Origin of the sequence: Bradyrhizobium sp. I1.14.4 (assembly GCF_050435825.1) — a bacterium.
GTDB lineage: Bacteria > Pseudomonadota > Alphaproteobacteria > Rhizobiales > Xanthobacteraceae > Bradyrhizobium.
Genome location: NZ_JBNDLA010000022.1, coordinates 68,622 through 92,166 on the forward strand (window position 1 = coordinate 68,622; position 23,545 = coordinate 92,166).

Below are 23,545 nucleotides of genomic sequence, written 5' to 3' on the forward strand. Positions count from 1 at the left end.
CTAACCGCTTTATCGGTGTCATCGCCCGCGCATGCGGGCGATCCAGTACGCCGGGGCCTATCGGCTCAAGCGCTACGGCCTCTGGAATACTAGGCGCCCGGTCAAGCCGGGCGATGACAGTTTTCGATGCGGCCGGCCTCAACGAAAGCGCAAGACCGCCGCGGCCGCAATCGCGTTGACTTTCCGGCCTCGCCTCCCAATACTCCGCCGAAAATAAGAATACGGCTTCACGGGAGGACGCGATGCCGACTTCACGCAGGACGCTGCTGAAGACTTCAGCGGCTGCCGCCGCTGCTTTCAGCTTCGATTGGACACGGGCACAGGCACAGGCCGAAACGGTCCGGATCGGTGTGATCTACGACCTGACCGGTCCATTCGCCGCCGGCGGCTCGGTCGCCTCCTCGATCGGCACGCAGATCGCGATCGACCTCGTCAATGAGAAGGGCGGCGTCGGCGGCAAGTACAAGATTGCCCCGGTCAACGTCGATTCCCAGAGCAAGCCTGACGTTGCGATCAACGAGGCCAATCGCCTGATCGACCAGGAGAAGGTCGACATCATCAACGGCGTTTATGCGAGTTCGCACGCGGTCCCGCTCGCCGCCAAGGTCGAGCAGCAGAAAAAGATCCTCTGGATTACGACCGCGGTGTCGACCGCCGTGTTCAAGGACAAGAACCTGCAATATGTCTTCCGCGCGCAGATTCACTCGGACCAGTATGGCCAGGCCTTCGCGCGCTTCCTGGCCGAGCACGCCAAGGCCAAGCTCGGCGTGGAGGCGAAGGACGTCAAGGTCGCGATCATCCACGAGGATGGTCCCTATGGCGTCGGCGTCGGCGCTGCCGACGAGGCCTATGCCAAGGAGGCCGGGCTGCAGGTCGTTTTCAAGGAGGGCTACTCGGCCTCCGCGCCCGATCTCTCGGTGCTGGTGACCAAGCTGAAGCGCGCCAAGGCCGACATCATCTCGCATGCCGGCTACAACCCCGACATCACGCTGTTCCTGCGCCAGGCGCGCGAGAGCGGGCTGAAGTTCAAGATGCTGTTCGGCGCCGGCGCCGGTTACAGCCAGCTCGACAAGCTGCGCGCGACCTTCGGCGCCGACATCGACAATTTCTGCAACATCGATCCGGTGCCGGCGCAGCTGCTCGATCCCGCCAAGCTCGCACCGGGGGTCGGCGACCTCACCAAGACTATGGTCGCGCGCTACCGCGAGAAGACCAGCGCCACCGAGGTGCCGCCGCACTGCTCGATGGGCTTCAACCAGACCTGGATCCTGCTCAACAGTGTGCTGCCGGTCGCCAAGGAGAAATATGGCGGCTTCGATCCCGAGGCGATCCGCAAGGCGGCGCTCGACGTCGACATCCCGCCGGGCGGCACCATCCAGGGCTATGGCGTGAAGTTCTATCCGCCCGATACCCCGATGTCCGGCCAGAACGAGCGCTCGACGCCGGTGGTAATGCAGAACGCCGGCGAGCGCATCACCGTGGTGTGGCCGACCAACATCCGCACCCAGGACCCGGTGTTCCCGCTGCCGAAGGGATCGGTGTACGGGGCGTAGGGGCCGCCATGGAATCGTGTTGTCACCTCATGGTGGGTAAGCCCCCACGCCCCGCTCTTGCGGGGAGAGGGTTGGGGTGAGGGGCTGTCTCCGCGAATGCGATACCGGCGAGACCTGTACCCCTCACCCGGATTGCATCTACCGATGCAATCCGACCTCGCCCCGCAAGCGGGGCGAGGTAAGAAAGGGGCCAGCATTCCTCGCGCGCGCCGGCATCACAACACCACCCGCCTGCCCTCATCAGCCGCCCAATAGCCGGCGTAGTTCACCTTGGTCGTCTCATACGCCAGCGCAAGGCCGGCGAGCGGCGCGCGGCCGGTGGCGACGCATTCCATGAAATCCTGGATCTCCTGCAGATAGCCGCGGGTCCATTCCTCCTCGAGACAGACATATTGCCAGCCGGTTTTGCGATCGACCTTCTCGGTGATGTAGACGGACGCGAGCTTCTCCTCGCTGGTCTGATAGCTGGTCAGATGCGTGTTCGGCGTGATGTTGGCGAACAGCGAGCCACCTGAGGTGTAGGTCTCGATCAGATTGCGCACGCCGCCCATGATCATGTCGCCGGAAAACACCGTGGCCTTGGTGCCGTCGGAGAAGGTCGCGGTCAGGGTGCCCCAATCCTCGACGTCGACCGGATTGGCCTTGATGTAGCAGCGTTCGTCAGCCTTGAGCGAAGCCGTGACATTGCCGACGTCGCACGTGACGCTCGCGACCGTGATGGTTTCGCCGCGGGCCTTGGCCTCGACCTGCTTGAGATAGAGCACAGCCGATAAGGGATGGCAGCCCATCCGGATCAGCGAGCCGCCGCCGGTCATCGCCCACTCTGCGGCATGCGCCGCGTGCGAGCCGGAATGGCTCTCCTCGCCCTTGATGAACAGGATCTTGTCACGGGTGGCGCGGATGATCTCCGCGGTCTTGGTCACCGCCGGAGCGTAGATCCAGTCCTCGGCATACATGAAAAGCTTGCCGGTCTGCTCGATTGCGGCGCGGGTCGCTTCCATCTCCTCCATCACGCGCTGATACATCAGCGCCTTCGGCACGTGCCTGCCGATCGGCGCCTTGTCGCCGTCGCAGCCGAAATAGCCGCTGAACGGCTTCTCGCAGATCACGTGCTTGCCGCTCTGCATCGCGGCGACGATCATCGCGGCGTGCAGATTGGGCGGGGTGCAGATGTCGATGACATCAAGCTCGCGGTCGGCGACCAGCTCGGCAAAGCTGCGATAGGCGTTCGGGATCTGATGCTTGCGGGCGAACTCGACGACGTGCTCGCCGCGCGCCGCCACCGCCCTCACCTCGACATCGACGCCATAGACCCGCCGGTACGCGACCATATGCAGCTCCGACACGAAGCCGCAGCCGGCCAGACCGATCTTGATTTTTGTCATTCCATGCCTCCGCCCTTCAGGCGGGCGGAGAGTAGCGTGCAGCCATCACGGCGTCGAACGCATTTCCCATCGCTGCATGCGACGGCGTCAATCCCGTAAACAGGCTGAACGCGTCGGCCGAGGCGTTGATCGCGAGGTCCCGTCCGGTCAGGACGCTTGCGCCCTTGGCTTTGGCTGCTGACAGCAGCGGCGTCCAGAGCGGCGTGTAGACGGCGTCGGCGACCCACATCGAGCGATGCAGCAGTGCATCCGGTACCGGCGTGTCGCGGCTCGGCAGCATGCCGACGGGCGTTGCATTGACGAGACCGGCGGCGCCGTCCACCGCGCTCGCGACGCTGGCGGCGTGGACCGCGTGGCGATCCCGCAACTGGGCCGCAAGCTGCGCGGCCTTGGCGGCATCGGCGTCGAAGATCCTGATCCCGGCGACGCCGAGGCCGGCGAGCGCAAAGGCGATCGCCTTGCCGACGCCACCGGCACCGATCAGCGCGATGGGGCCACGCCGCGCGGTGGCGAGCAGAGGTTCGATCGCACGGGCGAAACCGGTCGCGTCGGTGTTGTGCCCGACCAGCCGCGCGCCGTCGACGACGATGGTGTTGACCGCGCCGATCGCGCGCGCATCCGGTGCGAGGTCATCGAGCAGATCGACGACCGCTTCCTTGTAGGGAAAGGTGACGTTGACGCCGGCAAAGCCGAGCCGCCTGACGCCGTCGAGCATCGCACGCAGATCGTCGCGACCGGCGCCCTTGACCTCGATGAGCTGGTAGTGAGCGTGAACGCCGAGGTCAGCGGCAGCCTGCTCGTGCATCGCAGGCGCCGCCGAATGCGCGATCGGATCGCCGATCAGGCCGGTCAGGAAACGAACGCGCATTGTCCCTCACGTCAGTCGTGCTCAGCTCATGCGGTCGAGCCGAGCATAGCTGTCTTCCATGCCGTGCTCCATGCCGGTCGCGAGCATCGCCGCGCGCGTCTCGGCGTCGGGCAGCGTCATCCGCATGGTCATCACGGTGCCGCTGCCGTCGGGCGCGAACCGCGTCTCGACATGATTGTCCGGCGTCGGATCCGGCAGATGCATGCGCTCGACGTGCACGATGCGGCTGAACGGCTCGAGCGCGAGATATTCGCCGGTCAAATGAAATCCGCCGCCCTTGCCGTCGGTCCACTCATAGCGGATCTTGCCGCCGGGCCTGAGATCGCTGATGCAGACCGGCATGGTCCAGCCATCGGGACCGAGCAGCCACTTTTGCAGCAGCTCCGGCTCGGTATGCGCGCGATACACCGCTTCGGGCGGCGCGACGAAGCGCCTGGTGACAGCGATATAGCGGTCGCCTTCGGTTTTCAGCGTCAACCTGCTCATGGGATATCCTTCACTGTTCAGGCTTCATTGCGGCCAGAACTCCGTCCAGCCGGTCGTAGTTGGTTTCCAGCGCCCGCCGCAGCATGCCGAGCCATTGATCGATCTCGACGACCGCCGTCGGCGCCAGCCGACACGGCCGCTTGGTGCCCTCGGTCCGCCGCACGATCAGGCCCGCGCTTTCGAGCACCTTGAGATGGCGGGAGATCGCGGGCTGGGTCATCTCGAATGGTTCGACCAGCTCCATCACCGTCGCCTCGCCCAAGGCGAGCCGCGCCAGGATCGCCCGGCGTGTCGGGTCGGCGAGCGCCGAGAAGGCGGCATCGAGGTTGGGCATGCTTGATCTCGTATCGGTTATATAACCTATTTGTTATATAACCGATAAAGCATAATCAAGCAAGATCCGCTGCGGCGAAGGGCGTGCAGCGGATTTGGGGTCGTTACTTCAATGCCGGATTTGCGCGCCACGAGGCGCTGTCATTGGCTAGACGTCGAAGAACACGGTCTCGTTGTCGCCCTGCAGATGGACGTCGAGTGTGTAGACGTTGCCCGCACCGGCGTTGCGCTTCGCAATCAGCGTCGCGCGGCGATCGGCGGGCACCAGCGCCAGCACGGAATCAGTGGCATTGCCGGCTTCGTCGTCGAAATAGATTCGCGTGTAGAGATGCAGCAGCATGCCGCGCCCGAACACCGCAAGCACGATGTGCGGCGCCTGCGGCTTGCCGTCGGCATCCGGCACCACGCCCGGCTTGATGGTGTCGAACGCGTAAGCGCCGCTGTTGTCGGTGCCGCAGCGGCCAAAACCCTTGAACGAGGAGTTGGGCAGTGCGCGCGCATCCTGCGGATCGGAGAAGCGGCCCTGCGCGTCGGCCTGCCAGATCTCCAGCATGCAGTCCGGGATCACGGCGCCGTCGCCGTCATAGACCTTGCCCTCGATGCGGATCCGCTCGCCCGAGACGTCGGGCGTCAAGAGATTGTTGGTGAAGGCGTCGTTCCATTCATACTCGCCGTTCGGCGTCAGACCGTATTTGAAGTAGGGGCCGACGGTCTGCGAGGGCGTGATTCCATCAGGACGCGGATTCGACACTTATTTGGTCTCCATCGGCGTGGCGTTGCGCCCGCGCAGCACGATATCGAAGCGGTAGCACAGCGCCCATTCCGGCTTGGTGTTCTCGAGATCGAACGACGAGATCATCCGCGCCCGCGCCTTCGCGTCGGTCACCGAGTTGAAAATCGGGTCGAACGGAAACAAGGGATCGCCGGGGAAATACATTTGGGTGACCAGCCGCGAGACGAAGGAGTGGCCGAACACCGAGAAGTGGATGTGCGCGGGCCGCCACGCATTGTGGTGATTGCCCCAGGGATACGCGCCGGGCTTGATGGTGACGAACTTGTAATAGCCCGTTGCATCCGACTGCGTGCGGCCGGCGCCCGTGAAATTGGGATCGAGCGGCGCCGGATGCTGGTCGACGACATGGATGTAGCGGCCGCAGGCATTGGCCTGCCACAGTTCGACCAGCGTATTCGGCACGCCGCGGCCGTCCTCGTCGAGCACGTAGCCGTGCACGATGATGCGCTCGCCGAGCGGCTCGCCCTTGGCCTGGATGGTGAGATCGTTGTCGTGCGCGCGCACCGTCTCATGACCATAGACCGGCCCGGTCAGTTCCGAGAGCGTGTGCCGCATCGGGATCAACGGCTTTTGCGGCGAGCGCTTCACGGTGGAGCGATAGTCCGGCGACAGCCGTGCCGGATGGGCTGCAAGCGATTGCAGCGGGTACAACAAGGTCATGGCGAATTCCTCCGCGGCCCACGCGCCCCGTGAGCTCACATCAGATCATTATAATGTATAACCAAACTGGGGAAGGGCTGTTTTCTGCCCTTCCAAGCTATTGGCTTAATTCAGCTTTTCTATCGCGATGGCGACGCCTTGGCCGACACCGACGCACATAGTTGCCAGGGCAAGCTTCCCGCCCCGCTTCTCCATGCCGTGCACGGCGGTCAAGACCAGCCGCGCGCCGCTCATGCCGAGCGGATGGCCGAGCGCGATCGCGCCACCATGCGGATTGACGAAATCGGCATCTTCCTTGACGCCGAGCTGGCGCAGGCAGGCGATGCCCTGCGATGCGAAGGCCTCGTTGAGCTCGATCAGGTCAAAGTCCGACACCTTGATGCCGAGACGCTCGACCAGCTTCCTGGTCGCGGGCACCGGGCCGATGCCCATGATGCGCGGCGGCACCGCGGCCGAGGCAAGGCCGAGGATTTTTGCGCGCGGGGTGAGGCCGTGCTTCTTCACCGCAGCCTCGGAAGCGAGGATCATCGCGGCGGCACCGTCATTGACGCCGGACGCATTGCCTGCGGTCACCGTGCCGGGATTGCGCACGATCGGCTTCAGCTTGGCGAGAGCTTCGAGTGTGGTCTCGGGACGCGGATGCTCATCCTTGTCGACCGTGATGGGACCAGCCTTGCCGCCGGGCACCTGAACCGGCACGATCTCCTCGGCGAAATAGCCCGACGCGATCGCTGCACCCGCGCGCTGCTGCGAGCGGATCGCCATCGCATCCTGATCGGCGCGCGAGACCTGGAATTCCTCGGCGACGTTCTCGCCGGTCTCCGGCATCGCATCGACGCCGTACTGCGCCTTCATCAGGGGATTGATGAAGCGCCAGCCGATCGTGGTGTCGTAGATGTCGGACGAGCGCGAAAAGGCTTCCGCGGCCTTGCCCATCACGAACGGCGCACGTGTCATCGACTCGACGCCGCCCGCGATCGCGAAATCGATTTCGCCGGCGCGGATGGCGCGGCCCGCGGCACCGACCGCATCGAGGCCGGAGGCGCAGAGCCGGTTCAGGGTCTGGCCGGGAACCGACTCCGGCATGCCGGCGAGCAGCAGCGCCATGCGCGCGACGTTGCGGTTGTCTTCGCCGGCCTGGTTGGCGCAGCCGAAAAAGACCTCGTCGACCTGATTCCAGTCGAGCGTCGGGTGCTTGGCCATCAGCGCCTTGATCGGGGCCGCCGCGAGATCGTCGGCGCGCACCTTGGCGAGCGAGCCGCCGAAACGGCCGATCGGAGTCCGGACGGCATCGCAAATGAACACATCACGCATTGAATCTCTCCCTGAATGCCGCGACTTAGGCGCTGGATCGGCTGGAACTTGAGGGGAGTTTTAGGAGCGTGCCCGCGGCAGGTCAATTGACGCCACTGCTCGCCCTGCACGCATTACCGTGAGGGCTGACATAATTGGCACCGTGGACAGGGTGGAAAACCCCATTCCTTCGGATAGGACCGCGCGACGAAATTTTGTAGTTTCCGCCCCCTCATGACCATTCAGCAACCGATCCCCGTTCCGCCCGAACCTGCTCCCGCCGCCGAGGCGCCGTCGCGCGTCACGCCGATGATGGAACAGTATCTGGAAATCAAGGCCGCCCACCCCGGCCTGCTGCTGTTCTACCGGATGGGCGACTTCTACGAGCTGTTCTTCGAAGATGCCGAGATCGCCTCGAAGACGCTCGGCATCGTCCTGACCAAGCGCGGCAAGCATCAGGGCATGGACATCCCGATGTGCGGCGTGCCGGTCGAACGCTCCGAGGACTACCTGCATCGGCTGATCGGTGCCGGCCACCGTGTCGCAGTGTGCGAGCAGACCGAAAATCCGGCGGCCGCCCGCGCTCGTGGCAACAAGAGCGTGGTGAGCCGCGGCGTGGTGCGGCTGGTGACGCCGGGCACGCTGACCGAAGACACGTTGCTCGACGCCCGCACCAACAACTATCTGATCGCGATCGCGCGCGCCCGCGGCTCGGCCGGCGCCGACCGGCTCGGGCTTGCCTGGATCGACATCTCGACCTCCGAATTCATGGTGACGGAGTGCGCGACCGCGGAGCTTGCGGCGACGCTGGCGCGCATCAATCCGAACGAGGCCATCGTCACCGATGCGCTTTATGGCGACAGCGAGCTGGCGCCGACCTTGCGCGAGCTGCCGTCGGTGACGCCGCTGACCCGCGACGTCTTCGACAGCGCCACCGCCGAGCGGCGGCTGTGCGATTACTTCGCGGTCGCGACCATGGACGGCCTGTCCGCGATGTCGCGGCTGGAGGCGACCGCGGCAGCCGCGGCGGTCACCTATATCGACCGCACCCAGGTCGGCAAACGTCCACCGCTGTCGCCGCCGGCGCGCGAAGCCGCCGGCACCACGATGGCGATCGATCCGGCGACCCGCGCCAATCTCGAACTGACGCGCACGCTGGCCGGCGAACGCCGCGGCTCGCTGCTCGATGCGATCGACTCCACCGTCACCGCGGCGGGCTCGCGGCTGCTGGCGCAGCGCCTCGCCGCGCCGCTTACCGATGTTGCCGTGATCGCGCGGCGGCTCGATGCCGTCTCGGCCTTCGTTGCGGATTCCGCGGCGCGCGAGGACGTCAGAACCGTGCTGCGTGCGGCGCCCGACATGTCGCGCGCGCTGGCGCGGCTGTCGGTCGGCCGCGGCGGCCCGCGCGACCTCGCGAGCCTGCGCGACGGCATCCTCGCCGCCGACCAGGCGCTGGAGCTGCTCGCGCAGCTTTCCAGTCCGCCGGCCGAGGTCTCGGCCGTGATGACGGCGCTACAGCGCCCGTCGCGCGATCTGGCGCAGGAATTCTCCCGCGCATTGAGCGAACAATTGCCGCTGATCAAGCGCGACGGCGGCTTCGTCCGCGAAGGCTATGAGGCGGCGCTCGACGAGAGCCGGAACCTGCGCGACGCGTCGCGCCTCGTCGTCGCCGCGATGCAGGCGCGCTACGCCGAGGACACCGGCGTCAAGACGCTGAAGATCCGGCACAACAACGTGCTCGGCTATTTCGTCGAGGTCACCGCCCAGCACGGCGAGAAGCTGTTCGCGCCGCCGCTGAACGCCACCTTCATCCATCGCCAGACGCTCGCCGGGCAGGTTCGTTTCACCACCTCGGAGCTCGGCGAGACCGAAGCCAAGATCGCCAATGCCGGCGAACGCGCGCTCAACCTCGAGCTCGAGATCTTCGAGCGGTTGAGCGCGATGGCGCTCGCCGCCAGCGACGATCTGCGCAACACTGCGCATGCCTTTGCGATGCTCGACGTCGCGACGGCACTGGCAAAACTCGCGATCGACGACAATTACGTGCGGCCCGACGTCGACGGCTCGCTCGGCTTTGCGATCGAGGGCGGCCGCCACCCGGTGGTCGAGCAGGCGCTGAAGCGCGACGGCCAGCCGTTCATCGCCAATGCCTGCGATTTGTCCCCCGCGCCGGCGCAGAAGTCCGGCCAGCTCTGGCTGATCACCGGTCCGAACATGGCCGGCAAGTCGACCTTCCTGCGCCAGAACGCGCTGATCGCGCTTTTGGCGCAGATCGGCTCTTACGTGCCGGCGTCGCGGGCGAGGCTCGGCATCGTCGACCGGCTGTTCTCGCGCGTTGGCGCCGCCGACGATCTGGCGCGCGGCCGCTCGACCTTCATGGTCGAGATGGTCGAGACCGCCGTGATCCTGAACCAGGCGAGCGAGCGGTCGCTGGTGATCCTGGACGAGATCGGCCGGGGAACAGCGACCTTCGACGGCCTGTCGATCGCCTGGGCCGCGATCGAGCACCTGCATGAGAGCAATCGCTGCCGCACGCTCTTTGCCACCCACTATCACGAACTGACGGCGCTCTCGGCCAAGCTGCCGCGGATGTTCAACGCCACGGTGCGAGTGAAGGAATGGCAGGGCGACGTCGTGTTCCTGCACGAGGTGCTGCCCGGCTCCGCCGACCGCTCTTACGGCATCCAGGTCGCAAAACTCGCCGGCCTGCCGCCCGCCGTGATCACGCGCGCCAAATCGGTGCTGGCGAAACTCGAGGCACAGGACCGCGGCCAGACTGCGCGCGCCTTGGCCGATGACCTGCCGCTATTTGCCGTCCCCTCCCGCGCCGCCGCCGAGGACAAGCCGCCGAGCGAGACCGATCTGCTGGTCGAGGCGCTGAAGGCGCTGCACCCCGACGAAATGTCGCCGCGCGAGGCGCTGGATGCGCTGTATGCGCTGCGGGCGAAACTGCCGAAGCAGTAGCGGTGCCGTAGGGTGGGTTAGCGTAGCGTAACCCACCACTTTCTTTCACCGCGGCGGCATGGTGGGTTACGCCTTCGGCTAACCCACCCTACGCTTTCGACGTTTTCCTGCTCTTCCTCCGCCCGATCTGCCACAGCACCAGATTCCAGACAATGCAAGTGGCGAGCGCGCAGCAGAGGCCGATCGGCGAGCCGAATTGCAGCACCGCGACATGCAGCACGGCGATGCCGAGGCCGAAGCCCATCAGGCCCCAGGCGCTGTTGGCGAGCACGGCGGCGGTCGCGGGGCCACCGATCCGCGGATGCAGGATCAGCATCATCGAGGAGAATACGATCGGAAACAGCGCGATCACGCCGGTGACCCGCGGGCCGACCCACGTCGACGCGGTGACCACGGTGCCGACCAGGCTCGCGACCAGCGCGGCGCGCAGCGGAATGTCGTACCAGCGCCGCGCGATCAGCGGCATTTTCGCGACGTGCCGATAGGGCTTGAGCAGCGGAATGCAGATCGCGAAGGCAATCGCATTGAGGATGAGCCCTCCGGCAAGCGTCCATGCGAACTGACGGATGATGGTGCCGAGCACAAGCCACAGCGCGATCGCGGAACCCGCGCTGATCCACATGCTGAACCGCTGCGCCAGCACCGCGTAGGTGAGGCCCATAAAGATCGTCGCGGCATTGACCGGCAGGCTCGACAGCGCGCCCTCGGCGATGAAGGCGGCGTCGTGGTCGAGCGCGAGGAAAGTGTAGGACGGCCCGGCCGAGATCGGCAGGGTTGCGATCAGCGCGCCGATCACCGGCCCCGAACGTTCCGTGATGATGGACGCACTGACCACGAACGCGGCCGCAACGGCCATGCGCAGCACGAGGAGCAGGACGAAGTGGAGTTCGGGGGACATTCTGCGTCATCCCGGCGAAGGCCGGGATCCATAACCACGACTATTCGTGTGGAGCGAAAGCCGTCGAACGGCACGGCTTGGGCCGAGAGGACGCGGTGTATGGGCCCCGGCTCCCGTGCGCAATTGCGCACTAGGCCGGGGCGACGCGCTAAACCCGCTGCATCGTCACCGAGACCTTCGGGCCGTTCTTGATGGTCTGGTAGACCACGCAATAGCGCTCGGTGAGCTTCAGCAGCAGATCGAGCTTGTCCTGCGGCGCATCGGTGCCGATCTCGAAGCGGAGGCGGATTTCGCGGAAGCCGACCGGGGTCTCCTTGTCGACGCCAAGCGTGCCGCGGAAATCGAGATCGCCCTCGGCGAAGACGTTGCCGGTCTTCAGCGGCAGCTCGATCGCGGTGGCGACCGATTTCAGCGTGACGCCGGCGCAGGCGACCAGCGCTTCCAGCAGCATGTCGCCGGAGCAGAGCTCGAGCCCGGAGCCGCCGGTGGCGGGATGCAGGCCGGCAACCGCGAGCGCGCGGCCGGTCTCGACCTTGCAGGAGATGCTCTCATTGTTGATCGAGCCCTTGGCTTTCAGGGTGACCACGGCGGCCGAGGGATCGGACTTGTAACGTTCCTTGATCGGGGCCTGCATTGCGCGGAGTTCGGCGGAGTCCATGGTTTCTGCTCCCGGCTGTTCTTCTTTATGCCGATGTAAGGCCTTAATGAGCGGATGTCACCACCACATCGCCTCGCCCACTGGCGCGGTCGGACAGAATTTCGATCGACCGACCAAACAAACAGTCTTTAAACTCAATTAGTTAGCCTTGCAGGCCCCGCGAGACTCTTTACCTCTATCGCGTGCGGCGTGGCGCAAAGCGCCGCCAGGAAAGCATGGAGCTGCTGTCCTTATACTTTGGTCAGTGACAGCAACGGCTCCGTCCGATATCGGATGAACGTATGGACAGCGTCGTAACCGAAGTCCGCCCTGAAGCGGATGATCGTTTCGAGACCGAGCGGATCACCGCGGCGGTCAATGCACTCGCCGAACAGCATGCCGGCCGCGAGGATCAGTTCCGCGCCGCGATGGCGCAACTGCTCAAGGCCGAGTTGATCGCGGCGCGCGCCATGGCGCAGGCGCTGCTGCTGAAGGACCGTCACGGCCGGCGTTGCGCCGAACGGCTCTGCTTCGTGCAGGACGAGATCATCCGCATCCTCTACGCGGCGGCGACCCGGCATCTCTATCACTCGCCGATCCCCTCGGGCGCGGAACGCATGGCTGTGGTCGCAACCGGCGGCTATGGCCGCGGGCTGATGGCGCCGGAATCCGACATCGACCTGTTGTTCATCCTGCCCTACAAGCAGACCGCCTGGGGCGAGCAGGTCGCCGAAGCCATTCTCTATGGCCTCTGGGACATGGGACTGAAGGTCGGCCACGCCACGCGCTCGGTCGATGAATCGATCCGCCAGGCGCGCGGCGACATGACGATCCGCACCGCGATCCTGGAAACCCGGTTCCTGACCGGCGACCAGCCGCTCTATGACGAACTGGTCGAGCGCTTCGACAAGGAGGTGGTGCAGGGCACCGCGCCGGAATTCGTCACGGCCAAGCTTGCCGAGCGCGAGGAGCGGCATCGCCGCGCCGGCCAGTCGCGCTATCTGGTCGAGCCGAACGTCAAGGACGGCAAGGGCGGCCTGCGCGACCTGCACACGCTGTTCTGGATCGCGAAATACGTCTACCGCGTACGCGAGACCGACGAGCTCTTGGAGCGCGGCGTGTTTGACGCGCAGGAGTACCGCACCTTCCGCCGCTGCGCCGATTTCCTGTGGTCGGTCCGCTGCAATTTGCACTTCTTCGCCGGACGCGCCGAGGAGCGGCTGTCGTTCGACATGCAGCGCGAGATCGCCGTCCGCCTCGGCTACACCTCGCATCCCGGCATGCAGGACGTCGAGCGCTTCATGAAGCACTACTTCCTGGTCGCCAAGGACGTCGGCGACCTCACCGCGATCCTGTGCGCCAAGCTCGAGGAGCAGCACAACAAGCCGGCGCCGGTGCTGAGCCGGATGGTGGCGCGCCTGCGGCCCGGCGCGAAGCGGCGGCGAGTGCCCGGCAGCGACGACTTCATCGTCGACAACAACCGCATCAACCTCGCCGCGCCCGATGTGTTCAAGCACGATCCGGTCAATCTGATCCGGATCTTCCGTCTGGCGCAGCAGAACAACCTCGCCTTCCATCCCGATGCGATGCGCACGGTGACGCGCTCGCTGAAGCTGATCAACACCCAGCTGCGCGAGAACGAGGAAGCCAACCGCCTGTTCATGGAGATCCTGACCTCCGACAACGCCGAAACCGTGCTGCGGCGGATGAACGAGACCGGCGTGCTCGGCCACTTCATCCGCGCCTTCGGCAAGATCGTCTCGATGATGCAGTTCAACATGTACCACCACTATACGGTGGACGAGCATCTGATCCGCTGCATCGGCTTCCTGCAGGACATCGAGCGCGGCGGTAACGAGGAGTTTACGGTCGCCAGCGACCTGTTCCGCAAGATTCGTCCCGAGCACCGCCCGGTGATCTATATCGCAACGCTGCTGCACGACATCGCCAAGGGCCGGCCGGAGGACCACTCGATCGCCGGCGCCAAGGTGGCGCGGCGGCTGTGCCCGCGGCTCGGCTTCTCCGCGGCCGACACCGAGCTGGTGGCCTGGCTGATCGAGGAACATCTGACGATGTCCACGGTGGCGCAATCGCGCGATCTGTCGGACCGCAAGACCATCGAGAATTTCGCCGCCGTGGTGCAGTCGGTCGAGCAGATGAAGCTGCTCACGATCCTGACCACCGCCGACATTCGCGGCGTCGGCCCGGGCGTGTGGAACGGCTGGAAGGCGCAGCTTTTGCGCACATTATATTACGAGACCGAGCCGGTGCTGACCGGCGGCTTCTCGGAGGTCAACCGCGCCCAGCGCATCGCGGTGGCGCAAGCCGAATTCCGCCGCGCCTTCACCGAATGGCCGGAGGCGGAGCTCAATGCCTATATCGGCCGGCACTACCCGGCCTACTGGCTCAAGGTCGAGCTGCCGCGCAAGATCCGCCAGGCGCGCTTCATCCGCGCCACCGAGCAGGCCGGCCACAAGCTTGCGATCAATGTCGGCTTCGACGAGATCCGCGCCGTCACCGAGCTGACGATTCTCGCGACCGACCACCCCTGGCTGCTGTCGATCATCGCAGGCGCCTGCGCGTCCGCCGGCGCCAACATCGTCGACGCGCAGATCTACACCACGACCGACGGCCGCGCGCTCGACACCATCTCGATCTCGCGCGAGTACGACCGCGACGAGGACGAAGGCCGTCGCGCGACCAGGATCGGCGAGATGATCGAAAACGTGCTCGAAGGCAAGCTGCGGCTGCCCGAAGCCGTGGCCAAGCGCACCGTGCGCGGCAAGGCGCGGCCGTTCGTCGTCGAACCGGAGGTCACCATCAACAACCAGTGGTCCGACCGCTACACGGTGATCGAGGTCTCCGGCCTCGACCGCCCCGGCCTGCTGTACCAGCTCACCACCGCGATCTCGAAGCTCAACCTCAACATCGCCTCAGCGCATGTCGCGACCTTCGGCGAACGCGCCCGCGACGTGTTCTATGTCACCGACCTGCTCGGCGCCCAGATCTCGGCGCCGACCCGGCAGGCGGCGATCAAGAGCGCGCTGCTGCATCTGCTGTCGAGCGAGGACCAGGCGGCAAATCCGGCGGCGTGACCCCGGCGCCGCGCTAGCCGAACAGCCGCATCAGCAACGCCTTGCCGACCGGAGCGGCGCGCACGCCGTGGAAGGCGCGGACATATTCGCCGGCATAGAATGCGCGAACGACATTGACCCGCGTCGCAACCGCGTCCTCGAAACGGACGCCGAAACCGTCGCGGGTGCGGCGAACCACCATCGCGGTCACGTTCTGACCGTAGACATTGCACTCGATCGAGGCGCCGATTGCCGGCGGGGCGGGATCGATGAAGCGCGCGCCCGAGATCGAGATGTCGGCCATCCGAACCAGCCGCGTTTCGGCACCCACGTGAATCAGGATCGGCTCGTCGCGTTCGAAACGCTCGGCCTTGCGGCGCCGCGGCTGCTCGATGCAGATGAAGCACACGATCGCGAGCACGACGCAGTTATACAGGCTCCAAGCCAGCGCCAGCCCGCCATAGGCGATGCTCTCGCCGCGCCGATGCAGGATGAACGCGTAGGCGATCGCAAACAGCGTGACCAGCAAAGCCGCGCCATAGAGCCGCAGCAGCGGCCATTCGATGAAGCGGCGATTGCGGTCGCCGCCCTTGGCCGTCACCTTGAATTTGTGGCCTTGCGGCCTGGCGAGGCCGGTCACGACCGCCTTCAAGACCGCGGGTGCGGCGATGTATTGCGACACGTCGGTCATGATGGCGAGCGACCGCCCTCGCGAGATCCAGGCCATCGTGAAGGCGTGCCAGACATAGAACGGCAAGAAATATTTCAGGAGGTCGAACAGGTCGGCATGGACCGCCTTGATCCCGAACAGCAGATAGAGCCAGGGCACAACCAGGCCGAAAACCTTGGTGCCATAGACCGCCGCCCAGCTCATGAAGGCATCGACCAGCGACAGCCGGTCCATGAATGCGAGCTTCGATTGCCGCGAGAACGGTCCGCTGCGTCCCCTGAAGATCTGCATGAAGCCAAGGCACCAGCGCCCGCGCTGCGTGATGTATTCCTTCAATCCCTCCGGCGCGAGACCGATGGTCAGGCGCTCGTTCAGATAGACCGTACTCAGTCCCTTCTCCTTCAGCCGCAGCGTGACGAGATAGTCTTCCGTCACCGAATCGGTCGGGAAGCCGCCGATCTGCATCAGCCCGGAGTAGCGGATCAGCGATGAGGTGCCGCAGCAGAACGCGGTGCCCCAGGCATCCTTGGCCGGCATCAGGATGTCGAAGAAGAAGCGCTGTTCGTCGGGCCACACATCGGTCGCGGCGAGATTGGTCTGGATCGGATCCGGATTGATGAAGTGCTGCGGCGTCTGCACGACGCCCACCGTGCCGTCCTGCATCAGGCTCATCGCCCGCGTCAGGAAGTCCGGCATCGGGACGAAGTCGGCATCGAGGATCGAGATGAACTCCGGCCTCTCCGGCAGTCCTGCCAGATGCTGGAGGCCGTGATTGATGTTGCCGGCCTTGGCGTGGCGGTTGTCCGGACGGATCAGATAATTGCAGCCGAGCTCCTGGGCGAGCCGGCGCAGCCAAAGCCTGCGCCCGTCGTCGAGCACCCAGACGCGATAATTGGGATAGCTCAGCCCGGTCGCGCCGATGATGGTGCGCTCCAGGATCGGCTTCTCCTCGTTGTAGGTGCAGATGAAGACGTCGACGAGCGGCGCATCTGCGCTCGCCTTGGATCGGCGCAGGATCGAATTGACCTCGGGCGTGCGATCGATGGTCCGGCTGAGGAACAGCAGCGACAGGCACACCGCGATCATAGAGGCCGCCTCGGCCACCACGAAGGGATAGCCGACGAGCGCGTCGGCAGTGAGACCCACAGGCGGCAAGGTCTGGGTCACCCGCCAGGCGAAGTAGTGGAGCAGCAGGACGAACGACATGCCGGTCATCACGACGCGAGCCAGCGTCTGCTCGCGCCGGAGCAAGGGCAGGATCGCAAGACAGGCGCCGAAGGCGACCAGCCCGGGCGCAAATGCCGCTATCATGACTTTGCCGCGTCTGCGTTGAACACCACCCGCCCGGTGCGGCCGACCGCGCAATCCTTGCCCGTGGTGTCGAGCGCCGGCATCGAGACCGTCACCCGGTAAGGCTCCTTGTTCAGCGCATCCGGATTGATCGCCAGGTTGGCGGGTGCGCCGGAGGCACCGGTGAGATTGACGATCTCACCCTGGATCGCGGCGCTGCCATCGTTCGGCTCGAAGCTCGCCTGCTCGCCGAGCTTGAGGCGGTTGTAGACACCCTCGGTGACGTTCGCTGTCACCACAGCTCCGGTGCAGTCGAGCAGCTTGAGCAGGGGTTGCCCGGCCCTGACGTCCTCGCCGGGCGACGTCATCATCTCCCAGATGCGACCGGCGACCGGCGCCTTGATGTCGGCTTCCGCCCGGTTGACATAGTGCAGCTGCTCGGACGCGATCTCGTGGGTCAGCCAGTCGATCTCGGCATCGGCATGCACGAGGTCGGCGCGGAGATCGCTGACGCGCTGGCGCATTTCCTCTTCGCGTTGCACGGAACTCGGCCGGTCGTTGTAGCTGTCGCCGAGATAGGTGCCGCTCCTTGCCGCCGTGAGCTCGACCTTGGCGGCGTCGAGGCGCCGCTGCGCGCCGATTTCGGTCTGCTGGGCGATCGCCTGCTCGCGTGTCAGACGGGCCATTTCGACCGTCGAGACGCTGCCCGATTTGATCAGCGAGGAGGCCCGTTCGACTGCTGCCGTCGCCTCTTCCCGGCGCGCGGCCGCGGCCTCGATCGCGGTCTGGATTTCAGCGATGCGTGCCTGGAGCTGGAGGATGCGGCCGTCACGGAACTGACCCGCCTGGCGGGCGAGATCCTGCTGCGCCGTCTCGGCGGCTGCGAGCTTGGCGGCCAGGCTCGGCCGCTCATTCTCCAGGCGGGACATCTGCCGCCGGAGATCATCGAGCCGCACGCGGTCGCCGCGCGCGTTGACGACATGAAGGATCGCATCGCCCTCGTGAACCACGCCGAGTTGCGTGGAGCCCTGCGCCGGCTTCGCGCTTACGGTGCCGTCGATCGGCGAGCGCAAGGTCACGATCCTGGCATTGACCACGGCCTCCACGCTGGAGGTCTGCAGCACGGCCTTCAACGGTAGCCATCCGAAGGTGGCGACGATGGCAAGGCCAAGGCCGACCTTGAGCAGCCGGCGAACCATTCGGCCCGCCCCCGCCGGTGCTTCTGGATGGGGAGCGCTGTCGCTGACCGGCTCATCGTGTGCGAGTTGCAAGCGGTCCTGTAAATCGCGCTGCAATCCTCGCGCGCCCTCGGCCTCATCCTTGGTGGCATTGTCCTCGGGAGGCGGCTTCTGCGGCTGTGCCTGATTCATGATGGCCGGCCCCTGTTCTGTCAGCGCGCGAACCAACGCACAGCTCTCCAGAGCGATGCCGTTGCCGGACAGATCCAATAGTCAGGTGCTTCAAAAGCAGCTAAGGCGAACCGAGCATCTTTCGGAAAAACTGCTGCAATCTGCCACGGTCAGGAGGCCGGCGCGGGAGCGAGGTCGTCGACCTGTTCCGCCTGTCATGCGAAGGGACTGAGCCCGGAATCCATCAGGGCGGGGCTAGACGGGGGAATGGATTCCGGGCTCTCACGGAGGCTGTTATCGGACCCGTTTTGCGCGACCCTGGCGTGAGCAGCCTGCGCTTCGGTCCGGCAGCCTGCCGGAACTGAAATCTGGAGAGGGCTACGATCCTGGATCTCGCACGTCCAGTTGCGGCTGCAGCGCTGCCAGGCTCGCCCCCAGCAAGGCCAGGTAGCTGGCCTGACAGACCACAACGCCCAAATCGAACACGTCGAGCAGATCGATCCACGGGTGGTCGGCCAGCACGCTGGCCGTTTGCTTGCCACCATCGATCACGGAAGGCTGGAAGCTGCGGTCGCGTCTCTGACGCCTTGCCTCGTGTTCGACGTTATCGGAGCAAAGGATCAAATGCAGGCGTGCGTTGGGCATTTCAATCTCCCGTCGTTGATTGGCGATTGCTGAACCCCGGAAACCTCTACCGTCATCGAGTTACCCAATGAGCGTAGTCACCGGGATGGAGCGGGCCATTGAACGGAGGTTGATCCGGCCGTTACATTCGGTGGGGTGGACTCATACTTGAGTTTAGGTCGCAACCTGGACCTGAGCGCGGCCGATAGCTTCGCTTTCTGCGCGATCTCACGCCTGGATTGCCAAAAAGCCCGCATGATCCCGTTCGGACGTCGAGAAAGCTGCTAGTATGCAGCCTGTTAGGAGGGCGACGTTGTCGCCGCTGATGGTAACGATCACCTAGCGACGCAGCGCGGCCCATGATGGCCAAATGCTGGATGGCTAGTACTGGATGGCAAGTGCTGGACGGCAAAGTGCTGGTGCTGCCGATGATGCGCATCCCGACCACGAAGTCCTGGCCGGCCGAGCAATGGCTGCTCGGCGGCATGGTGCTGGCCTTGGCGGCAACCTGCATTGGGCTGGTGCTTGGTCCGCAGCCTGCAGCTTCCGCCCATCTGGTTGCCCTTGCGCTGCTCGTCGCGTCGCTTGCCGCCGCATTGCTGATGATGCGTCTGGTGGGCCGCACCCAAAGGCAGATGGAAGCCATGTTGCGTGGCCGAGCCAGCGGCGAAGAGCGCGCGATCGAGGCCCTGCGCAACAGCGAAGCGCAATGGAAGGAGGTCTTCGAGCACAACCCGGTCATGTACTTCATGGTCGACGCGACGGGCCTCGTGCTGTCGGTCAACACGTTCGGCGCGGCACAACTCGGCTACACCGTCGACGAACTGCTCGGACAATCGGTGCTGCGGGTCTTTGCCGCCGAAGACCGCGACATGGTCCAGAGCAACGTCGCGGCGTGCCTCGACAACATCGGTCAAACCCACAATTGGGAGATCCGCAAGGTCCGCAAGGACGGTTCAAGGCTTTGGGTCCGTGAAAACGCCAAGGCCGTGCGGCGGCTGGACGATCGGTTGATCGTCCTGATCGCATGCGAGGATATCACCGAGCGCAAACACGCCGAAAACGCGCTGCAGCAAAGTGAAATGTACCTGACCGAAGCCCAGCGATTAAGTCACACCGGCAGCTTTGGCTGGCACGTCGCCAGCGGCGAGATCATCTGGTCGGAAGAGACGTTCAGGATCTTCGAATTCGACAAGGCTCCTTCCATCAAGCATGGTACGGTCCTGCAGCGGATCCATCCGGATGATCGCACCCGCGTGCAACGGACCATCGACCGCGCCTCGCTCGACGGCAAGGACTTCGAGCACGGCTACCGATTGCTGATGCCCAACGGGGCGATCAAATATGTCCACGCCAGGGCTCATGCGGTGACGAATCTCTCGGGCGACACCGAATTTATCGGGGCAGTCACCGACGTGACCGCCCGCAAGCGAGCCGAGGCGGAGTTGCATGAAGCGCAAACCAACCTCGCGCACGTCACGCGCGTGACGGCACTCGGCGAGCTTGCCGCGTCGATCGCCCATGAAGTGAACCAGCCGCTTGCCGCCGTGGTCACCAACGCCGCAGCATGCCTGCGGTGGCTCAACCGGGCGGCCCCCGATCTGAATGAAGCGCGCGGAGCTGTGAGGTCGATCATCAGCGACGGCAACCGGGCGGGCGAAGTCATCCAGCGCGTCCGCGCACTGGTGAACAAGACGACCGGTCAGAAGGCGCCGCTCGACATCAACGAAGTCATCAACGAGGTGATAAGCCTGGTGCAACATCAATTGCAGAGTCACCTTGTATCCTTGCAGCTGGACCTCGCTCCGGCACTCCCGCCTGTTGTCGCCGACCGTGTCCAGCTGCAGCAAGTCATCCTCAACCTGGTCGTCAACGGCATCGAGGCTATGCAGCCGGTCACGGACAGACCGCGGGAACTCGTGATCCGGACGCGCCATGACGATGCCGGGCAGATCCTGGTCACGGTCGCCGATTGTGGCGTCGGGATCTCGACCGAGAATGCCGAGCGGCTGTTTGACGCCTTCTACACCACCAAAGCCGGCGGCATGGGAATGGGGTTGTCGATCTGCCGCTCGATCGTCGAAGCCCACCGGGGTCGCCTGTCGGTAGCCGCAAACATCAGCCCCGGCACGACATTCCAGTTCACCTTGCCGCTGCGTCAAGAGGATCACGCATGGTGACCGGACGTGCGGCATCGCCTCCCGCTCCCGCAAACGCCGATGATCCGATCGTCTTCGTCGTCGACGACGACGCGTCGGTGCGGGATGCACTGAGCAATCTGTTCCGGTCCGTCGGGCTGCGCACCGCAGCGTTCGGGTCCGCCCATGAATTTCTGCAGCACAAGCCGGCGGATGTCCCGAGCTGCTTGATCCTGGACATCAGACTGCCCCGGTTGAGCGGGCTGGACTTCCAGGCGGAGCTGGCGAAGGCCGACATTCATATTCCGATCATCTTCATGACCGGCCATGGCGATATCCCGATGACGGTCAGAGCCATGAAGGCCGGAGCTGTCGACTTCCTGACCAAGCCATTCCGCGACCAGGACATGCTGGACGCGGTAACGACAGCGATCGAGCGCGACAGGAATCGTCGCGATGAGGCCAAGGTCGTTGCCAAGCTGCGCGCAGCCTACGCGACCCTGACCCCTCGTGAGCGCCAGGTGATGACTCTCGTCACGGCAGGGTTGATGAACAAACAGGTCGCCGCCGAAATCGGCGTGGCGGAGATCACAGTCAAGATACACCGCGGGCACATCATGCGAAAAATGGCGGCGAAGTCGTTGCCTGATCTGGTCAGGATGGCGCAGATGCTCGCGATCGAACCGGCATCCGGCGGGGCGCAAACCTAAGTATGATTCTCCGGCCCCGACCGGTGACGCACTGTGGCCCCAAGTGACGTCAAGCGATCGCACAGACCACAGGCCCCTGCAGCCCGTCCCCAGGAAGAACCTTCTTGTCCAACACGCCAGTGATATCAATCATCGACGATGACCTGTCGGTTCGGACCGCGACCGACAATCTCGTCAGATCGCTGGGCTACGCGGTCGAGACCTACGCGTCGGCAGAGGAATTCCTGCACTCGCCCCGCCTGAATGACACATCCTGTGTGATAGCTGACGTCAGGATGCCGGCCATGAGCGGGCTCGACCTGCAGAGCCACCTGATTGCCAGCGGACAGCGCTTTCCGTTCATCTTCGTCACGGCGTTCTCCGTCGAAAGCGATCGCATCCGAGCCCTGAAGGCGGGAGCGATCTGCTTCCTGATCAAGCCCTTCGACGGGGACGACCTGATCAGATGCCTCGATGCAGCCCTCGCGCAGCACGGCAGCGCGCCGGGCGAATGAGTTCAATCCAGCCATGACCGGGCCGGCTATACACAAGGATGATGCCGCAAAACATCTGGACAGGTTGCGCATGGGCGGCCGTGGCGCGAGACTTCGCATCGTCGTCCTTCGAAAAATCGACGGCAAGAACAACATCAGACATTTTGATTGGCAAATGGCAATTCCTCGAAGGGAGGTCGCCATGCGTGCGGAACCGCGCTGCGCCCAGTGTGACAGCGAAGACCCCAAGATCATCTGTTTGCGAAATCCGGCGGGTGAACGCTACTGCGGACGCGACTGCCTTTACAAAGGTCAGGAGAACTTCGTTCGCTGGCTTTGGCGTGCGAATGCGGAGGCAGCGTCATGACAGGCCGTTGCGGGAATCCGCGGTGCCGGCGGCCTTTCGGGCTGATCCGGCATAGCTGGTATTTTGAGCAGTTTTGCTCGGTGAAGTGTCGCGAGATCTACAAGCGGCAACTGGAGCGCGACAAAGCCTATTGGAAGTGGCTCTATCCCTTCCCCAGAACCGTCGGCCCATCGAGAAAACTGATCTGACGGCGCGGGCCAGACTTTTGTTTTGACGCGTTTTCCTCACGCGAACCGGCGTCCACTTCGCTCGAAAACGCTCTAACGACGCTCAAGGGAGTCCCCATGACCACGGTCGATGCGATGCTGGTAGGAGCGATCCTCGCGTGGGTGCCTTCGCTCATTGTATTCGTCTATATCGTGCGCGATCTGCGAAACATGCCCCGCGAAGATCTCGATTGAGCGTCTCACGGCGGCTCAAGTGAGCCGCTATATCTCCACGCCCTCGTGGCGCAGCAGCCAGCGCTTGCGCTCCAGTCCGCCGCCATATTTGACCAGCGAGCCGTTGGCGCCGATCAGGCGGTGGCAGGGCACGACGACACTGATCGGGTTGGAGCCGTTGGCGTGGCCGACCGCGCGCATTGCGTTTGGCGCCTTCAATTTCGCCGCCAGCGCGCCGTAGCTCATGGTGGTGCCGGGCGCAATCTTCGGCAGCGCGTGCCAAACCTTCTGCTGAAACGGTGTGCCGGCGACGCGCCATTCGACATCGGAGAGCCGATCGAGATCGCCCTTGAAGTAATCACCGAGCGCCTTGCGCATCGCGGCCGGTGCGCGGCCGTCCCGCAACGTCACCGCGCCATAGTGCAGCCGCAGCAGGTCGAGCATCCGCCCTTCATAGTCGTCCCAATCGAGCGCGCGCAGCACTCCGCCGTCATCGGTCACCAGCAGCGCGGTGCCGATCGGCGTCTTGAGTCGGTCGAGGTTGAAGGTCTGTGCAGTCTTGCGGTCGACCATTGTCGTCACGCGAAAGTTGGGGATCCA

At 64.8% G+C, this 23,545-nt stretch carries 20 protein-coding genes; 7 read left to right on the top strand and 13 right to left on the bottom strand.

The features are described from left to right. Nucleotides 1-242 precede the first annotated feature (242 nt). A complete protein-coding gene (locus ABIB78_RS30535) occupies nucleotides 243-1,553 on the top strand; it encodes an ABC transporter substrate-binding protein (protein ID WP_429031326.1) in 1,311 nt (436 codons plus the stop codon). 215 nt (nucleotides 1,554-1,768) lie between these two features. Here the strand turns inward: ABIB78_RS30535 and ABIB78_RS30540 are convergent, their stop codons facing one another. The 7 genes from ABIB78_RS30540 to pcaF all read right to left on the bottom strand — a co-directional run bounded on the left by ABIB78_RS30540 (nucleotide 1,769) and on the right by pcaF (nucleotide 7,392). Then, a complete protein-coding gene (locus tag ABIB78_RS30540) occupies nucleotides 1,769-2,938 on the bottom strand; it encodes a Gfo/Idh/MocA family protein (RefSeq protein ID WP_429031328.1) in 1,170 nt (389 codons plus the stop codon). A 16-nt stretch (nucleotides 2,939-2,954) separates the two neighbouring features. Continuing rightward, entirely contained in the window at nucleotides 2,955-3,806 is an 852-nt protein-coding gene (locus ABIB78_RS30545) for a shikimate dehydrogenase (protein ID WP_429031330.1), read from the bottom strand. A gap of 21 nt (nucleotides 3,807-3,827) precedes the next feature. Then, entirely contained in the window at nucleotides 3,828-4,292 is a 465-nt protein-coding gene (locus ABIB78_RS30550; protein WP_429031331.1) for an SRPBCC domain-containing protein, read from the bottom strand. 10 nt (nucleotides 4,293-4,302) lie between these two features. Continuing rightward, on the bottom strand, nucleotides 4,303-4,626 hold the full coding sequence (locus tag ABIB78_RS30555; protein ID WP_429031332.1) for an ArsR/SmtB family transcription factor: 324 nt from the start codon (nucleotides 4,624-4,626) through the stop codon (nucleotides 4,303-4,305). A gap of 147 nt (nucleotides 4,627-4,773) precedes the next feature. Beyond that, on the bottom strand, nucleotides 4,774-5,376 hold the full coding sequence (gene pcaG, locus ABIB78_RS30560) for a protocatechuate 3,4-dioxygenase subunit alpha (RefSeq protein ID WP_429031334.1): 603 nt from the start codon (nucleotides 5,374-5,376) through the stop codon (nucleotides 4,774-4,776). Beyond that, nucleotides 5,377-6,078: a protocatechuate 3,4-dioxygenase subunit beta gene (gene pcaH / locus ABIB78_RS30565; protein WP_429031336.1), complete on the bottom strand. Its 702-nt coding sequence runs from the start codon at nucleotides 6,076-6,078 to the stop codon at nucleotides 5,377-5,379. A 105-nt stretch (nucleotides 6,079-6,183) separates the two neighbouring features. Next, nucleotides 6,184-7,392 (bottom strand): 3-oxoadipyl-CoA thiolase, encoded by a 1,209-nt coding sequence (gene pcaF / locus ABIB78_RS30570; RefSeq protein WP_429031338.1) that lies wholly within the window; start codon nucleotides 7,390-7,392, stop codon nucleotides 6,184-6,186. A 213-nt stretch (nucleotides 7,393-7,605) separates the two neighbouring features. On the opposite strand from pcaF, the gene mutS reads away from it, so the two are divergent. Next, nucleotides 7,606-10,335, top strand: coding sequence for a DNA mismatch repair protein MutS (gene mutS, locus ABIB78_RS30575; RefSeq protein WP_429031341.1), 2,730 nt, complete (start codon nucleotides 7,606-7,608; stop codon nucleotides 10,333-10,335). An 88-nt stretch (nucleotides 10,336-10,423) separates the two neighbouring features. Here mutS and ABIB78_RS30580 read toward each other — a convergent pair whose 3' ends face one another. After that, nucleotides 10,424-11,233, bottom strand: a complete 810-nt coding sequence (locus ABIB78_RS30580) for a hypothetical protein (protein WP_429031343.1) — start codon at nucleotides 11,231-11,233, stop codon at nucleotides 10,424-10,426. A 148-nt stretch (nucleotides 11,234-11,381) separates the two neighbouring features. After that, nucleotides 11,382-11,891, bottom strand: a complete 510-nt coding sequence (locus tag ABIB78_RS30585) for an OsmC family protein (RefSeq protein WP_429031346.1) — start codon at nucleotides 11,889-11,891, stop codon at nucleotides 11,382-11,384. A gap of 281 nt (nucleotides 11,892-12,172) precedes the next feature. On the opposite strand from ABIB78_RS30585, the gene ABIB78_RS30590 reads away from it, so the two are divergent. Continuing rightward, nucleotides 12,173-14,965, top strand: coding sequence for a [protein-PII] uridylyltransferase (locus ABIB78_RS30590; RefSeq protein ID WP_429031348.1), 2,793 nt, complete (start codon nucleotides 12,173-12,175; stop codon nucleotides 14,963-14,965). A gap of 13 nt (nucleotides 14,966-14,978) precedes the next feature. Here the strand turns inward: ABIB78_RS30590 and ABIB78_RS30595 are convergent, their stop codons facing one another. The 3 genes from ABIB78_RS30595 to ABIB78_RS30605 form a co-directional block, all read right to left on the bottom strand. Further along, the gene (locus ABIB78_RS30595) at nucleotides 14,979-16,925 is read right to left on the bottom strand and encodes a glycosyltransferase (RefSeq protein WP_429031350.1); all 1,947 of its coding nucleotides are present in this window, start codon (nucleotides 16,923-16,925) and stop codon (nucleotides 14,979-14,981) included. Then, entirely contained in the window at nucleotides 16,922-18,274 is a 1,353-nt protein-coding gene (locus tag ABIB78_RS30600; protein WP_429031352.1) for an HlyD family efflux transporter periplasmic adaptor subunit, read from the bottom strand. The genes ABIB78_RS30595 and ABIB78_RS30600 overlap by 4 nt, the downstream gene beginning before the upstream one ends. Before the next feature lie 357 nt (nucleotides 18,275-18,631). Further along, nucleotides 18,632-18,898 (bottom strand): hypothetical protein, encoded by a 267-nt coding sequence (locus ABIB78_RS30605; protein ID WP_429031354.1) that lies wholly within the window; start codon nucleotides 18,896-18,898, stop codon nucleotides 18,632-18,634. 377 nt (nucleotides 18,899-19,275) lie between these two features. On the opposite strand from ABIB78_RS30605, the gene ABIB78_RS30610 reads away from it, so the two are divergent. From ABIB78_RS30610 to ABIB78_RS30625, 4 genes are all read left to right on the top strand, one after another. Beyond that, nucleotides 19,276-21,057 carry a PAS domain-containing sensor histidine kinase gene (locus ABIB78_RS30610; protein WP_429031356.1) on the top strand — a complete coding sequence of 594 codons (1,782 nt, stop codon included), beginning with the start codon at nucleotides 19,276-19,278 and terminating at the stop codon, nucleotides 21,055-21,057. Next, entirely contained in the window at nucleotides 21,051-21,725 is a 675-nt protein-coding gene (locus tag ABIB78_RS30615; protein ID WP_429031358.1) for a response regulator transcription factor, read from the top strand. Before ABIB78_RS30610 ends, ABIB78_RS30615 begins: the two co-directional genes overlap by 7 nt. A 104-nt stretch (nucleotides 21,726-21,829) precedes the next feature. Further along, nucleotides 21,830-22,219, top strand: coding sequence for a response regulator transcription factor (locus tag ABIB78_RS30620; protein ID WP_429031360.1), 390 nt, complete (start codon nucleotides 21,830-21,832; stop codon nucleotides 22,217-22,219). A gap of 13 nt (nucleotides 22,220-22,232) precedes the next feature. Next, nucleotides 22,233-22,565, top strand: coding sequence for a hypothetical protein (locus ABIB78_RS30625; RefSeq protein ID WP_429031363.1), 333 nt, complete (start codon nucleotides 22,233-22,235; stop codon nucleotides 22,563-22,565). Nucleotides 22,566-22,993: 428 nt separating this feature from the next. On the opposite strand, the gene ABIB78_RS30630 is transcribed toward ABIB78_RS30625, so the two are convergent. Beyond that, nucleotides 22,994-23,518, bottom strand: a complete 525-nt coding sequence (locus ABIB78_RS30630) for a methylated-DNA--[protein]-cysteine S-methyltransferase (RefSeq protein WP_429031365.1) — start codon at nucleotides 23,516-23,518, stop codon at nucleotides 22,994-22,996. Nucleotides 23,519-23,545 lie beyond the last annotated feature (27 nt).

Excerpts from the sequence above, each read along its gene's own strand:
- ABIB78_RS30535 (WP_429031326.1), top strand. The coding sequence starts at position 243 with ATGCCGACTTCACGCAGGACGCTGCTGAAGACTTCAGCGGCTGCCGCC.
- ABIB78_RS30540 (WP_429031328.1), bottom strand. The coding sequence starts at position 2,938 with ATGACAAAAATCAAGATCGGTCTGGCCGGCTGCGGCTTCGTGTCGGAG.
- ABIB78_RS30545 (WP_429031330.1), bottom strand. The coding sequence starts at position 3,806 with ATGCGCGTTCGTTTCCTGACCGGCCTGATCGGCGATCCGATCGCGCAT.
- ABIB78_RS30550 (WP_429031331.1), bottom strand. The coding sequence starts at position 4,292 with ATGAGCAGGTTGACGCTGAAAACCGAAGGCGACCGCTATATCGCTGTC.
- ABIB78_RS30555 (WP_429031332.1), bottom strand. The coding sequence starts at position 4,626 with ATGCCCAACCTCGATGCCGCCTTCTCGGCGCTCGCCGACCCGACACGC.
- pcaH (WP_429031336.1), bottom strand. The coding sequence starts at position 6,078 with ATGACCTTGTTGTACCCGCTGCAATCGCTTGCAGCCCATCCGGCACGG.
- pcaF (WP_429031338.1), bottom strand. The coding sequence starts at position 7,392 with ATGCGTGATGTGTTCATTTGCGATGCCGTCCGGACTCCGATCGGCCGT.
- mutS (WP_429031341.1), top strand. The coding sequence starts at position 7,606 with ATGACCATTCAGCAACCGATCCCCGTTCCGCCCGAACCTGCTCCCGCC.
- ABIB78_RS30580 (WP_429031343.1), bottom strand. The coding sequence starts at position 11,233 with ATGTCCCCCGAACTCCACTTCGTCCTGCTCCTCGTGCTGCGCATGGCC.
- ABIB78_RS30585 (WP_429031346.1), bottom strand. The coding sequence starts at position 11,891 with ATGGACTCCGCCGAACTCCGCGCAATGCAGGCCCCGATCAAGGAACGT.
- ABIB78_RS30590 (WP_429031348.1), top strand. The coding sequence starts at position 12,173 with ATGGACAGCGTCGTAACCGAAGTCCGCCCTGAAGCGGATGATCGTTTC.
- ABIB78_RS30595 (WP_429031350.1), bottom strand. The coding sequence starts at position 16,925 with ATGATAGCGGCATTTGCGCCCGGGCTGGTCGCCTTCGGCGCCTGTCTT.
- ABIB78_RS30600 (WP_429031352.1), bottom strand. The coding sequence starts at position 18,274 with ATGAATCAGGCACAGCCGCAGAAGCCGCCTCCCGAGGACAATGCCACC.
- ABIB78_RS30605 (WP_429031354.1), bottom strand. The coding sequence starts at position 18,898 with ATGCCCAACGCACGCCTGCATTTGATCCTTTGCTCCGATAACGTCGAA.
- ABIB78_RS30615 (WP_429031358.1), top strand. The coding sequence starts at position 21,051 with ATGGTGACCGGACGTGCGGCATCGCCTCCCGCTCCCGCAAACGCCGAT.
- ABIB78_RS30625 (WP_429031363.1), top strand. The coding sequence starts at position 22,233 with ATGACCGGGCCGGCTATACACAAGGATGATGCCGCAAAACATCTGGAC.
- ABIB78_RS30630 (WP_429031365.1), bottom strand. The coding sequence starts at position 23,518 with ATGGTCGACCGCAAGACTGCACAGACCTTCAACCTCGACCGACTCAAG.